The 13085-nt window shown below is 64.7% G+C and carries 10 protein-coding genes; 2 read left to right on the forward strand and 8 right to left on the reverse strand.

The annotated features are described in order from the left end of the window. The first annotated feature begins 54 nt into the window (after positions 1-54). Complete coding sequence (locus ACSSVH_RS14070; protein WP_492633335.1) at positions 55-2616, forward strand: TonB-dependent receptor plug domain-containing protein; 2562 nt, start codon at positions 55-57, stop codon at positions 2614-2616. A 12-nt stretch (positions 2617-2628) separates the two neighbouring features. Beyond that, positions 2629-3717 (forward strand): LLM class flavin-dependent oxidoreductase, encoded by a 1089-nt coding sequence (locus ACSSVH_RS14075; RefSeq protein WP_492633336.1) that lies wholly within the window; start codon positions 2629-2631, stop codon positions 3715-3717. A gap of 32 nt (positions 3718-3749) precedes the next feature. On the opposite strand, the gene ACSSVH_RS14080 is transcribed toward ACSSVH_RS14075, so the two are convergent. The 8 genes from ACSSVH_RS14080 to ACSSVH_RS14115 form a co-directional block, all read right to left on the reverse strand. Then, positions 3750-4208: an REP-associated tyrosine transposase gene (locus tag ACSSVH_RS14080; RefSeq protein WP_172311567.1), complete on the reverse strand. Its 459-nt coding sequence runs from the start codon at positions 4206-4208 to the stop codon at positions 3750-3752. 183 nt (positions 4209-4391) lie between these two features. After that, a complete protein-coding gene (locus ACSSVH_RS14085; RefSeq protein WP_170041273.1) occupies positions 4392-6170 on the reverse strand; it encodes a dipeptide ABC transporter ATP-binding protein in 1779 nt (592 codons plus the stop codon). Next, positions 6167-7003, reverse strand: coding sequence for an ABC transporter permease (locus tag ACSSVH_RS14090; RefSeq protein WP_169953145.1), 837 nt, complete (start codon positions 7001-7003; stop codon positions 6167-6169). Before ACSSVH_RS14090 ends, ACSSVH_RS14085 begins: the two co-directional genes overlap by 4 nt. After that, the gene (locus tag ACSSVH_RS14095) at positions 7000-8070 is read right to left on the reverse strand and encodes an ABC transporter permease (protein ID WP_432754221.1); all 1071 of its coding nucleotides are present in this window, start codon (positions 8068-8070) and stop codon (positions 7000-7002) included. Before ACSSVH_RS14095 ends, ACSSVH_RS14090 begins: the two co-directional genes overlap by 4 nt. Beyond that, positions 8063-9619: an ABC transporter substrate-binding protein gene (locus tag ACSSVH_RS14100; RefSeq protein ID WP_432754222.1), complete on the reverse strand. Its 1557-nt coding sequence runs from the start codon at positions 9617-9619 to the stop codon at positions 8063-8065. Before ACSSVH_RS14100 ends, ACSSVH_RS14095 begins: the two co-directional genes overlap by 8 nt. Before the next feature lie 2 nt (positions 9620-9621). After that, positions 9622-10809, reverse strand: a complete 1188-nt coding sequence (locus ACSSVH_RS14105) for an LLM class flavin-dependent oxidoreductase (RefSeq protein ID WP_169953139.1) — start codon at positions 10807-10809, stop codon at positions 9622-9624. A 160-nt stretch (positions 10810-10969) separates the two neighbouring features. Then, positions 10970-11701: a class II aldolase/adducin family protein gene (locus ACSSVH_RS14110; protein WP_492633337.1), complete on the reverse strand. Its 732-nt coding sequence runs from the start codon at positions 11699-11701 to the stop codon at positions 10970-10972. Between the two features lie 15 nt (positions 11702-11716). Then, entirely contained in the window at positions 11717-12760 is a 1044-nt protein-coding gene (locus ACSSVH_RS14115; RefSeq protein WP_169953135.1) for an ABC transporter substrate-binding protein, read from the reverse strand. Positions 12761-13085: the final 325 nt, after the last annotated feature.

Here is a 13085-nt window from a genome sequence, read left to right on the forward strand (position 1 = left end):
AAGCCGGCTCCTACAGGGGGCCATCCTTTTATTTTTTGATGAGGCATTTTTGCCATGCACGCTATCGCCTTGCGTTTACCCCTGCTGCTGGCGGCAGGCCTGCCAATCCAGGCCTTTGCCGCCGATACCCAACTGCAAACCGTGACCGTGCAGGCCAGTGCCAGCGCGTCCGAGGACGACGCCCTGCCCACCCGCCCACCGACCTCGGTCTATGGCGGCACCGAAACCAAGGTGCTCGACACGCCACGCTCAGTTGTGCAGATCAATGCCGAGCAGTTGGCCAACGACTCGATCCGCAGCGCCGACGACCTGGTCAAATATGCCCCCGGCATCACCCGCGGCGGTGGGCAGAACGCCGGGATTGCCCCGCAGTTCCGCGCCCAGGGCTCGGAAGTGTTCCAGGATGGCCAACGCGCTTATGGCGTGCGCCATCCGGCCAATTTCAACGCCTATGAAGGCGCCGATATCGTCGCCGGGCCTTCGTCGGTGACCTATGGCTCGGTGTCCGGCAGTGGCGGCTACGTCAACTACCTGAGCAAGAAACCCGACTTCAACCAGTTCAAGACCAGGCTCAGCGGCGAAGTGGGCTCGTGGATACCCGATGGCACCTCACGCAGCAGCGGCAAGTTCAGTGTCGATAACACCGGCCCGCTCAGCGACAACCTGGCCTATCGCCTGAGTATCACCAAGCAGCGCCAGGAGGACTTCTACGACAACGTCGACAACAATTTCGACGCGTTCTACGGTGCCCTGGCCTGGCGCAATGACAATGTGCGGGTGGACTGGAACGCCAGCTACGACGATTACTACGACTACAACATCACCCACGGCTGGAACCGCGCAACCCAGGACCTGGTGGACCACGGCAAGTATTACGCCGGCCGCGCCACACCGATTATCCAGAACGGCAACACCCTGTGGTCGCCGGTCCTGGCCTCGGGGGCCGCCGATGCCCCGACCCTGGGCTGGGTGCAGCGCCAGCGCAATGCCCAGGGCCAATACGCCGTGGTCGACGGCAGCTTCCAGAATGCCTCGCCCAACACCCAGGCCAACCCCGGCAGCCTGCGCGGCTGGGTATATGACCCCACGCTGGCAGGCAATGGCGAACGCTCGTTATCGTCGCAAACCGGGCAACGCAAGGAGGACGAAAGCAGCTCCCGGCGCTTTACCACGCAACTGCGCATCGAGGCCGACCTGTCGCCGACCATCACCGTCGCCAACAGCACGTTCTACCAGCGCTCCCGGGACACCACCAACGCGGTGGGTGCGTTCCAGGTGCAGTCCAAGGACAATATCTTCGACAACCGCTTTGAGTTTCGCTCACGCAATGAAACCCGCCTCGGCCCCTGGACCCTGCGCGATGACAGCAACAGCGGGCTGATTTACCGCCGTGAGTCCAACCAGTCGATTGCCGCCAACAACAGCTTCGGCTCGACCATCAACGCCTATGACCTGACCCAAAACCCGTCCGGCAAGAACCCCGGCGACCTGCTGGGCCTGACCGGTGCCAACCCGGCCGGCGGCAATGGCGCGTGGATCGGCCAACCGGGCGTCGCGCAATACTCCAACTACTACGGCTGGTTGAGCCTGCCGGCGATGTTCCCGGCCGGGCATGGGTTGTACGCCGAGTCGGTAGCGCCCTACACCGCCGAAAGCACCTGGGTCACCAAAACCCTGTTCAGCCAGCACAACCTCAAATATGGCGATTACCTGGGCTTGAATATCGGCGCCAGCCGCAGCTGGATCGAAGCCGAGATCGAGAACCCGTTCGTGCTGGCCGGTGGCAATCGGCGCCAGGATAGCGACAACTACCGCCTGTTTGCCTTCCAGCTCAGCCCCTACGTCAAGCCCACGGACAACACCACGCTCTACTACACCTTCGACCGTTCGCTGGCCGTCAACACCGGGTTCTTTTCCAACGGCCTGGGCTGGGGCAGCGGCACTGGCGCCAACCAGCTCAACCCGCTGGCGTTCCAGAGCCTGAGCGTGTTGCACGAAGTGGGGGTCAAGGTCGAGGCCGTGCCCAACGAGCTGTTCATGACCCTGGCCGCCTTCAAGCAGGCCCGGGACCAGGCGCCCGACAGCAATAACAACATTGCCAGGCTGATCATCAAAGGCGTCGAGGCCACCGTGCGCTACCAGCCCGACGAGCATCTGCGCAGCGGCCTGAACCTGTCCAAGCTCAATGCCTACAACGAATTCACCTCCCAGGCCGGCTTTGCCTCCGCCGGGTTCATCCCCGACAACGGCACCGTATTTGGCGATAACAACAGCCTCAACCAGCGCGCGTCCGGGCGCTTTGATGCGGTGCAGATCCCCGAATACACCGCCAGTGGCTATGTGGATTATCGCTTCGACTCGGGCTTGGGTGCCGAACTGTCCGGCTGGTGGACCAGCAGTTGGTACTTGAACCTGAGCAAGACCGTGAAGATCCCCAACGAATACAACCTCGACCTTGCCGTGTACTACCGCCAGCCGCAGTGGAGCACCACCTTGCGCGTGCTGAACCTGACCAACGAGCTGAACTTCGTCAGCGGCCTGGCCGGTTCCACCAATACCTTTTTGCAACCCATGCCTGGCCGCACGCTGCTGGCCCAGGTCGACTATCAGTTCTGACCGGAGCACCCCATGTCCATTGAATTTGTCGGCATGATTTTCCCTCGCCAGTGGTCCGAGACCCGTGGCGTTCGCAGCCCCGACTTTGACCTCGATTTTATCCGCCACCATGCGCGCGCCCATGAGCATGCGGGCTTTGACCGCGTGCTGATCGCCAGCGGCCCCGGCAGCGCCGACAGCTTGCAGATCGCCGCGTATGCGGCGGCCCACACCGAGCGCCTGGGTTTCATGATCGCCCACCGGCCGGGCCTGACCCCGCCGACGGTCGCCGCCCGCTCATTCGCCACCCTGGATCACACCACCGGTGGCGGGCGAATCCGCCTGCACGCGATTACCGGGATCACCGCCGAACCCCAGGAAGGTGACTTCCTGCTGGACAAGACCGCGCGCTACAAACGCACCGATGAGTACTTGGAGATTGTGCGGCGCACCTGGACCGCCGAAGAGCCGTTCGACTTCGAGGGCGAGTACTTCAACATCAAGGGCGCGTTCTCGCCGGTCAAGCCCTTGCAGCAGCCCCATATCCCAATCTCGTTTGGCGGCTCGTCGGACATTGCCTATCAGATTGCGGTCAAGCATGCGGACCTCTACGCGCTGTGGGGCGAACCGTTGAGCGGCGTCGCCGAACAGATCGGCAAGCTCAAGGCCGCCGCCAGCGCGGCGGGGGTGCAGGCGCTACGGGTGAGTTTGTCGGTGCGCCTGATCCTGGGCGCGACCGAGGAACTGGCATGGCAACGGGCCGAGCAGATCCTCGCGCAGATCAAGGCCAACCCGCAGTTTGCCGCAGGCAGCCCGTGGCAGAAACGAATCAAGGGCACCGGCTCCGAACGCCTGCTGGCCGCCGCCGCCCAGGGCGACCGCCACGACCGCGCCCTATGGATGCCCACCGCCACCGCTGTCGGTGCCTACGGCGACACCACCGCCCTGGTCGGCACCCCGGAAACCGTGGCCCAGGCGTTGCTCGACTATGTGGACCTGGGAGTGACGACCTTTCTCAACCGGGGATACGACCCGTTGTACGACACAGTGGATTACGGACGCTGGATCATTCCGGCGGTGCATGAAGAGGTACGGCGGCGGCAAGCCGCATATGCATTGTAGGAGCCGGCTTGCCGGCGATTGCGTCGGTAGATTCAAACCCATATCGCGTCCCACAACGGATAATCATGCACCCGCGTTACCAACCCGGCCCTCAACGGGTTGGCGACGATGTAGCGGGCGACTGTCGCAAGGTCCTCCTCACGGCGAATCGCTCGATCATGGAAACCCTTCTGCCAGAACCGACCTGACCGGCCCATACGCGCGTTCACCGCGCGAGCGCTGCGGGATTTGGTGGCAAGCATCAGCGCAGGGAGAGTGCTTTGCTTGAGTTCGATCAGCCAATGAAAATGATCAGGCATCACCACCCAGGCCAGGGAGTCGGCGAGGCCTTCGATCTGTGCGTGGCGAAATTCATGCACAACCAATCGGCCAACACACCAGTCGGCAAAGACCGGTGCGCGATGTTGAGTGACGGCGGTAAGTAGGTAGATCTGACCAGATTGAGAATAGCGGCCATTGCGCAGATTTTTAGCGTGAGGAAGTGTGGACAATCCTTTGTCCTCCTGTTGGAAATACAGAAGGGAAAGGCTAGTGCGGGGAATGCAAGAGTGAGGTGTGGCATTGACGCAGGATGTGTCCGTGAGGGCGCGATCGCCGGCAAGCCGGCTCCTACAGGAGTATGCATTTGCATTGTAGGAGCCGGCTTGCCGGCGATCACCGCGCAGCGGTGCCCATCAGCCCAATGTCGGCGAATGCTCAAGCAACGTGCGGGTATACGCCGCCTGGGGCTGGTCCAGCACCTGGTCCACCGCGCCCTGCTCCACTACCCGCCCCGTTTTCAGCACCAGCACCCGGTCGGCAATCGCCCGTACCACGCCCAGGTCGTGGGTCACGAACAGCAACGTCAAGCCGTCACGCTGTAGTTGGCGCAGCAGGTCGAGGATCGAGGCTTGTACCGAGACATCCAGCGCCGAGGTGATTTCATCGCAGATCAGCAGGGTCGGCTCACACAGCAGGGCCCGGGCAATGGCCACGCGCTGGCGTTCGCCGCCCGACAGGCTGTGGGGATACAGGTCGGCCACCGAGGCTGCCAGCGAGACACGCTTGAGTACGCCATGCACTCGTTCGCGGGCAGCTTGGCCGTTGATCGCGAAAAAGTGCTGCAGCGGTGCGCTGAGGGTCTGGTACACGGTTTGCCGGGGATTCAAGGCGCGGTACGGGTTCTGGAAGATGTATTGGATCTGGTGGCGCAGCCCCGCGTCCCGTTGCCTCGCCTGGAGGGGCAAGGGGCGCCCGGCATAATGCAGCTCGCCCTCGGCGTTCTCGCCAAGACCGGCGACGGCCCGGGCCAGGCTGGTCTTGCCGGAGCCCGACTCACCCACCAGCGCCAGGCATTCGCCCGGGCGCAGTTGCAACGACACCTCGAACAACACCTGGCGGTCATAGGCGACGTTCAGGCCGGATATCTCCAGCAACGGCGCAGCGGTTTGCCCATGACTGTCGGCAATCGGTGTCAGGGCAATGACCTGCGGCGGTTGGTCATGGGGGTCGAAACAGGCCACCGTGTGGCCCTGCGCAAACGCCTGCAACGCAGGCTCGGCCAGCGCGCAACGTGGGCCAAAACGCGCGCAGCGCGGGCCGAAACCACAGCCCTGGGGGCGTTGCCCAGGCGCTGGGGCGTGGCCGGCGATGGCCTGTAATTCGCGGCGCCCGGCCACATCGGGGATCGCCGCCAACAAGCCTCGGGTATACGGATGGGACGGCAGGCTGAACAGTGCGGCGCGGCTGGCGGATTCGACGATACGCCCGGCATACATGACCATCACCCGGTCCACCAGATCCTTGATCACCGCCAGGTCGTGGGACACATACACCGCCGCCACGCCCTGGCTTTTGCACAGCCGGCGCAACGTGGCGAGGATGTGCGCCTGGGTGCTGACGTCCAGGGCCGTGGTCGGCTCATCCAGCACAATCAGGCGCGGGCGCAGGACGAAGGCCAGCGCCAGCATCACCCGCTGTTGCTGACCACCGGACAATTGATGGGGAAAGCGCCGCAGGAACTCATGGTCGCCAGGCAAGCCCACGTCGACCAGGGTCTGGGCAATGCGCTGCTGTTGTGTGGCGCGATCGAGAGGGCGTTGATGGGCGGCCAGGGTTTCGGCCAACAATGTGCCAATGCGCAACGCCGGGTTCAGCGCGGTGGCAGGGTCCTGGGCAACGTAGCCGATCAGGCTGCCACGGGCCTGGCGCAAGGCTTCGCCGTGCAGCTCCAACAAGGCCTGGCCGGCCACCTGCACCTGCCCGCCAACGATGCGTGCGCCGCGCCGGGCATGGGCCAGCAAGGCCGTGGCCAGCGTGGTCTTGCCCGAGCCGGACTCCCCCACCAGGCCCAGAATTTCACCGGCCTGCAGGGTGAAGGACACCCCGGACACCACATCCACCTGGCCCGGCAGTTCCACCCGCAAGTCCTGGACCTGCAACACCCGGGTGTCGATTTCGGTAATGGCGTTCATGGCTGTTTTTCTCCCATCCGCGCACTGCTGCGGCCGATGCCTTCGGCGAGGATATTGGTGCCGTAGGCGAATACGCCGATCAGCAGCGCCGGCGCGAGCACGGCCCAGGGCTGGACCAGCAGCCCGGCCTGGTTTTCGTTGATCATCAGGCCCCAGTCCGCCGTCGGCGGGGCCACGCCATAGCCGAGGAAGCTCAGGCCCGAGAGCATGCCTACACCCCAGGTCAGCATGTTGCCCAAGTGCACCAACAACGGCGTGAGGATGTTCGGCAGGATCTCCTGGAACAGAATGCGCCGTCGGGAATAGCCCATCATCTGCGCCGCCTCGACAAACTCCTGCCCCGCCACGGCCACCGCGCTGGCCCGCGCCAGGCGGATCACCCCAGGGATGAACGCGATCGACACCGTGAGCACAATCAGCCAGGGCGCACGCCCGAGCATCGACACGATCAACAGCACCAGGATCAGGTCGGGAAACGCCAGGCAGACGTCTGCCGACCAGGTAATCAACTGATCCAGGCGCCGCCGCGACAGGCCCGCGAGCAAGCCCAGGGTGGTACCGATGGCCAGGGCGATGACCGCCGCGGCCACTGACATCCACAACACCGACAGGCCGCCACTGAGCAAGCGCGACAGCACATCGTGACCAAGAAAGTCGTAGCCCAGCCAGGCCCCACCGGCCGGCGCACCGTACACCGGGCCGACCATGTCCGTCGGGCCGTGCGGTGCCAACAGGGGGCCGACCAGGGCCACGGCCACCACCAGCAGGGTAATCACCAAACCTTTGCGGGCCTGGGGTTCAGCCAGCCAGCGCCAAGTGCCAGGGGTCGTCATGCATCACCTCGGGAGCGCCGCCACCACGGGGTAATGCCCCGGCGGTTGCGCTGGATCATGGTCACACGGCGGGCCGTGCGCAGTTTGGGGGTCAGCAGCACCGTCAACAGGTCGGCCAGCAGATTGATCAGCACCACCGCCAGGGTGATCACCAGCACAATGGCCTGGATCATCGGCAGGTCGCGCATCTGGATCGCCGCATTGAGGGCAGTGCCGATGCCGGGGTAGCTGAAGATCACCTCGGCCAGCACCGCGCCGCCGATCAGCGTGCGCAGGGTCAGGGCCACACCCTGGATCGCCGGCACCAGGGCATTGGGCAAGGTGTGGCACCAGACAATGCGCCACCTGGGAATGCCGCGCAGGCGCGCGGCGATCACGTAGTCGGATTCCAGCGCGTCAATCAGCGCCGCGCGCACCATGCGCGTCAGATAAGGCAGCGCCGACAGGCTCAGGGCCAACACCGGCAGGATCAGGAACTTAAGTTGGCGCCATAGCGACAGGTCCGGATCGAGGATCGACACGGCCGGCAGCCAGCCCATATGGGGCATGGAAAACAGCAGCACCAGGCCGATGGCCAGGAGAAACCCCGGCGTGGCCTTGAGGAAAATCAACAGCGACAGGCTCCAGCGGTCCAGGGTGCTGTCCCGGCGCAAAGCCAGGGACACGCCAAGCACCAGGGCTGCCGGCACCACCAGCGCGATCACCCCGGCAAGCAACGCCAGGGTGTAGCCAAACCGCCCCCAGAGGATGCTGGCCACCGGCGCGTTGGAGTCCAGCGACACCCCCAGTTCACCGCTCAAGGCGGCGCCCAGCCAGCGCACGTATTGCCAGAGGATCGGCTGGTCCAGGCCCAGTTGGCGTTGCAGGGTAAGGATACTTTCCAGCGGCGCATCCGGGCCGAGGATCACTCGCGCCGGGTCGGATGGCAGTGCCTGGGTGGCGATAAACACCACCAGGCTGATGACCCAGGCGGTAAGCAGGCCGTAGCCCAGGCGCCCGATAAACCAGGACAGCCAGGCCGGTGTACGTGGGGCGCGGTGTGGGCTGACGCAGGACGACTCAGACATGGTTCAACCACAACTCATCAAAGCGCCAGGAGGCAAAGGTAGTCTGTTCCGGGCCCAGCCCGCCAACCCGTACCGAGGCGGCATCCAGCACATCGTTGAAGCCCCAGATCAGCAGGCCACCGCGCTCGTGCTGGATCTGCTGGGCCTCGTGCACCAGGCCTTTGCGCAGCGCCAGGTCGGGTTGGGCCAGGGCCTGGCGGTACAGGTCGGCGAAACGGGGGTCATGGAAGTTGCTGCGGTTGTAGATCGCCAGGGGCGCGTCGTTGTGCAACGCCGACGCCAGGAAACCCCGGGCCGGGGTCGAGCCGGGCGACACTTGCCATTGTTCCCGCTGCGGGCCGTTGAATACCGCGCCGTCAACCTGGGTCACGCGCACCTCGACCCCGGCCTTTTTTGCCTGCTGGGCGAACACCAGTGCCGCATTGACGCCGGGGCCCGGGGTGCTGGTCAGTTCCACGCGCAGATCGCTTTGCCCGGCCTGGCGCAGCAGTGAACGCGCTTGCTCCAGGTCATACGGGCGCTGGGCCAGCGTGTGGTTGTAGGTCGGGTCGTGGGGCGAATACAGGTCGTTGGCGATTCGCCCAAAGCCGTTGAGGCCACGGTCCACCAGTTCCTGGCGATCGGCCAACAAGCGGAAGGCCTGGCGCACCCGCACATCGTCAAACGGTGGCTTGGCCAGGTTGAGGTTCAAGCCGGTAAACGAGGTACTTGGCGAGACACACAGGCTCAACCGCGCATCGGCCTTGAGCAAGGCGCTGTGTTCAGCCTGCACCCCACTGGCCACGTCAATTTGCCCGGCGCGCAGGGCTGCGACGCGCGACACCTGATCCTTGAATTCAATGATTTCCAGCTCGTCGGCGTATGGCTGGCCGGGCTTGTAGTAGTTTTCAAAGCGGCTGTAGAGCGAGCGCTGGCCAGGAACAAAACGCTTGAGCTTGTAGGGCCCGGCGCCGACCGGGTTGGTCACCGGGTCGTAGTCGGTGGGGACAATGCCGCCAAAGCTGATCAGGGTTTCATCCAGGGGGAAAAAGCTCTGCCCCTGCTTGAAGCGGATTTCGATGGTGCGCTCATCGAGCTTGCGCAAGGCATTGCGGTCAATCGCCCCCACCAGCCCGGCAAACGGTGACGCCAGCTTGGGATCGGTCAGGCGCAGCAGCGAGAACAGCATGTCATCGGCGCCAATGGTCTTGCCGTGATGAAACTCCAGGCCCGGCTTGATGCGGATGGTCCAGGCGCTGGCATCGGCATTGGGCTCGGCGAATTCGGCCAGGGCCAGGCGGGTGCTGACGTCGGTGTTCCACTCCCAGAACTTGCTGTACAGCGCCCAGCCCCGGATGATCCCGCCACCCACCGGCTTGTGGGCATCGAGGTTGCCGGACTGGTCGCCGTCGATAATGCCGATACGCAGGCGTCCGCCACTCACCGGCTTGCTCGACAGCAGCACCGCGCCCTGGCTGGCCGGGCCTGCGTCGCAGCCACCGAGCAGCAAACCGCCGCCCAGCGTCAGGCTGCTGCCGAGGAAGGCTCGGCGGGAAAATCCATCACCCATACTCAGGCCTCATCCAGCTGCACGAGCTTGTGGGTGACGCCCAGACGCGGCACGTCAAAGCCGTGGTCCAGCTCCAGCAGCGGGAACAACAGGTCCGCCACGCGGTGCGCTTCGTCAATCAGCGGAAAACCGGAAAGGATAAAGGCCGAGGTACCCTGGGCCTCGTACTCGCGGATACGCTCGGCAACCTGCTCGGCGCTGCCCACCAGGTAGGTGCCCGCCGCAGGGCCGAGGATATTGAAGCCAAACAGGCTTGGGCCGAGCCATACGTTGGGGTAGATCTCCAGGTCGCGGGCGGTGGGTAGGCGGCCCGCACGAATGGTCTCGAGGTTGCGCTGGGTCTGTGGATCGTCGCTGTGGAACTCATCGAAGCTGACGCCGGCCGGCAACTGGCGTTCGATGGCGTTGCGTGCGGTTTGCAGCGAGGTGCGTTGCAGCAGTTTCTCGGCGTGGGCCCACGCCTCTTCTTCGGTCTCGCGCACGATGATTTGCAGGCGCGTGCCAAAGGTCAGTTCGCGGCCGATTTTTGCAGCTTCGGCGGCCACCTTGCGAAACTTGTCGCCCAGCTTGGGCGGGGTATTGGCAAAACTCAGGTAGACGTCGAGCAACTGCACCGAATGGGCCACGCCGGGCCCGGAAGTACCGGCGCCCCACAAGGGGATCCCGGGTTTCTGGCGCGGCGGATGCCAGCCACCCAAAGGATGATTGGCGGCGCCGGGGGCACGGGGGGCGAGCTTGACGTACTGGCCGTCGAAACCGCTGGTATCGCCGGCGTAGAAACCCTGGAACGCCCGCCAGTATTCGAGGCTGAAGGCATAACGTTCGTCGTGGGGGTAATGCACGCCGAGGGTGGCCAGGCCGGCGTCGTTGCCGTTGACCACGTTGAACAGCAGGCGGCCGTTGGAGAACTGATCGAAGGTCAACGCCCACTTGGCCAGGACCGCCGGCGACAGCTCGCCGGGGTGTTGCGCCACCAGGAAACGCAGGCGCTGGGTCGCGTCGATCAGCGAGGCGGCGACCACCAGGCTTTCGTTGGGGCTGGAGCCGAGCAGCGAACCGTAGAAGCCCAGGCGGTCACTGGCGATGGCCAACTGCTTGAGGTGTTCGAAGTCGGTTTTCCAGCGGCCTTCGGGCTCCCAAGGGTATGGCCCATCGGGGGTGGTGAGGTACCAGAGGATTTTTACAGCCATGGCAAAGCATCCTTGAAAAAATTCTATAAAACGCCAGGCAATCGGCGTTCGGCATACCGGCTTCATCGCTGGCAAGCCAGCTCCTACAAAGGTGATGCGACGCCGGCCCACTGTAGGAGCCGGCTTGCCGGCGATAGCGGTAAACCAGCTCCCACAAGGGTCAGGGGCGGCGGTCGATGGCCGGGACCAGGCCGAGGGCCGTGGCTTGCTCATACAGGCCGCTCATTTTCCATTGCTGGGTCAGCACCCCAGGGCCGTAGGCGCGGGAGCCGCCTAGGGCGTCGGCGAGCAATTGCAGTTGCGCGCCCTCCTCCAGCAACACAATGAATTCTGCGGTGGCGCGCAGGCCCTGCTTGCCCCACACCGTGGCGCCGCCGTTGGCTTCGAGGATCGCCAGGTTGAAAGGGTTCTCGGCGATTTTGTCGAGGATGAAGTCCACTTCCTGCTGGCGTCGGTCGATGTACACCGGCAGCTCGCGGGCCAGTTGGTAACGCTGCACCGGCACGTAGTGGAACGGCAAGGTGCGGTGGGTCTGGGCCCAGGCGCCGAGGTACGGCGAGTGCACGTGGGACACGGTGGTCACGTCCGGGTGCTGCTCGAACAGCTTGGTGTAGCGCCCTGCCCCGCCCTTGCCTTTGCCGTAGATCAGGTTGCCGGCAAAGTCGCTGACCGTGGCCTGTAGCGGCTTGCGGTAGTTCCAGGGCCCACCGTAGTTGACGGACACCAGCAGCTCTTCGCCGGGCACGCGCTCGACAAAGCCGACCGTGCCATTGGCGGTGATGGTGTTGGTTTCGCGGAACACGGTGAAGGCCTCTTCGGCTTCCAGCAGCACCTTGTCGATGAAGTCTTGCAGGGGCTGGCTGATGGGTTGAGCGAGGACAATCGCAGTCATGGGGTTTCTCCAGGTTCAGGCGCGGCGCTTGGCCAACAGTTCATGGGCAGCTTGCAGGGGGCGCGGGTCGACCCAGTCGGCGATGGCGAAATCGCGCTCCAGGAAGCCGTGCAGGTAGAGGAAATCTTTCTGGACACCGAGAAATTCCAGGCGCTGGGCCGACAAATCCGGCGCCAATGTGGTGTGGAAGTCGCCGCGATAGGCCTCGGCCACACCGGCACTGCCGGCGCGGGTTTCTTCTTCGAGGATGGCGTTCAGGGCCTCACGGTTATTCGCCGCCCAGTCGGCGGCGCCAAGGGTTTGCGCGAGGAAGCGCACCACCAGGTCGAAATGGTTGTCCAGCAGGTCCTGGTGGACCGTGATCGGGCGTGGCGTGCCGTTGTTGATGCGGTAGCGCGGCTCGGCGATCAGGTCCAGGTCAATGCCCACCACCAGCCCCAGGCGGCGCGCGGCATCGGCGGCCGATGCGCCCTTGACGTACACCGCATCCACCTCGCCACGCACCAGGTAATCCAGGCCGGACCACAGGCGCTGCAAACCCTGCTGCGGGTCAGGCGCCTGTTGTTGGTCCTGCAACGCCACTTCCACCAGCTGTACATCGTCAAAGCCCAGGCCGGCCAGGCTCAGCGCGCCTTTGTAGCCATGCAGGCTCATGGCCCGGGCGATGCTGCCGGGACGGTTGTCGCCCCAGGCCGGCAGCGCCAGGCGCTTGCCTTTGAGGTCTGCGGGACGACTGATGCCGGAGTCCGGGCGGACCAGGATGGTTTGCCACTCTTCAATCCAGGTCAGGCCGATCAGGCGGCTTGGTGCACCACCCGCGCGGGCGGCCAATGCCGGGACGTTGCCGCCTTCGCGAAACAGTCCCGGCAGGTCGTGATCGTAATGGTGACGGCCCAGTTGACGAGCCTCCTGCAATGTGGCGACCGGCAGGCCGTCGGCAGCGAATTCCTCGCTCAACCAACCCAGCTTGTAGGCGATCCCGGAAGCGGTCGGCACCGGGCAACGGGTGAACCAGATCTGCTCCAGGGTGGGCGTGGGCAAGACAGCGCAAAGGGTCATAGGCAGCTCCATTGAATTGGGCAAGGCAGTTGCCGGGAGCTATTGCAGAGGCCGTGCCAAATGGCCAAAGCCCCGCTGCGCAAGGGCTTGGCGCAAACGTCAGGCAGAGGGCTGCTGGCCTGCCAACAGCACTGCTGCTGACCCAGCAGCCGGCGTGACGCGGTTGCTGCTCCAGCAACACCCCGCCCGCCGCAAGCCCGCATTTAGGCGTTGGCGCAGAACTTGCTCAAGCCCCTTCAACACCGCACTCCCCTGTAGGAGCCGGCTTGCCGGCGATGGCGTCCTTGATAACGCCATCGCCGGCAAGCCGGCTCCTACAGGGAGC

This window comes from Pseudomonas sp. HC1(2025), from assembly GCF_058742075.1.

What these genes read in the sequence shown, in the direction of transcription:
- ACSSVH_RS14075 (WP_492633336.1), top strand. Translation starts at nt 2,629, where the DNA reads ATGTCCATTGAATTTGTCGGCATGATTTTCCCTCGCCAGTGGTCCGAG.
- ACSSVH_RS14085 (WP_170041273.1), bottom strand. Translation starts at nt 6,170, where the DNA reads ATGAACGCCATTACCGAAATCGACACCCGGGTGTTGCAGGTCCAGGAC.
- ACSSVH_RS14110 (WP_492633337.1), bottom strand. Translation starts at nt 11,701, where the DNA reads ATGACTGCGATTGTCCTCGCTCAACCCATCAGCCAGCCCCTGCAAGAC.
- ACSSVH_RS14070 (WP_492633335.1), top strand. Translation starts at nt 55, where the DNA reads ATGCACGCTATCGCCTTGCGTTTACCCCTGCTGCTGGCGGCAGGCCTG.
- ACSSVH_RS14095 (WP_432754221.1), bottom strand. Translation starts at nt 8,070, where the DNA reads ATGTCTGAGTCGTCCTGCGTCAGCCCACACCGCGCCCCACGTACACCG.
- ACSSVH_RS14100 (WP_432754222.1), bottom strand. Translation starts at nt 9,619, where the DNA reads ATGGGTGATGGATTTTCCCGCCGAGCCTTCCTCGGCAGCAGCCTGACG.
- ACSSVH_RS14090 (WP_169953145.1), bottom strand. Translation starts at nt 7,003, where the DNA reads ATGACGACCCCTGGCACTTGGCGCTGGCTGGCTGAACCCCAGGCCCGC.
- ACSSVH_RS14115 (WP_169953135.1), bottom strand. Translation starts at nt 12,760, where the DNA reads ATGACCCTTTGCGCTGTCTTGCCCACGCCCACCCTGGAGCAGATCTGG.
- ACSSVH_RS14105 (WP_169953139.1), bottom strand. Translation starts at nt 10,809, where the DNA reads ATGGCTGTAAAAATCCTCTGGTACCTCACCACCCCCGATGGGCCATAC.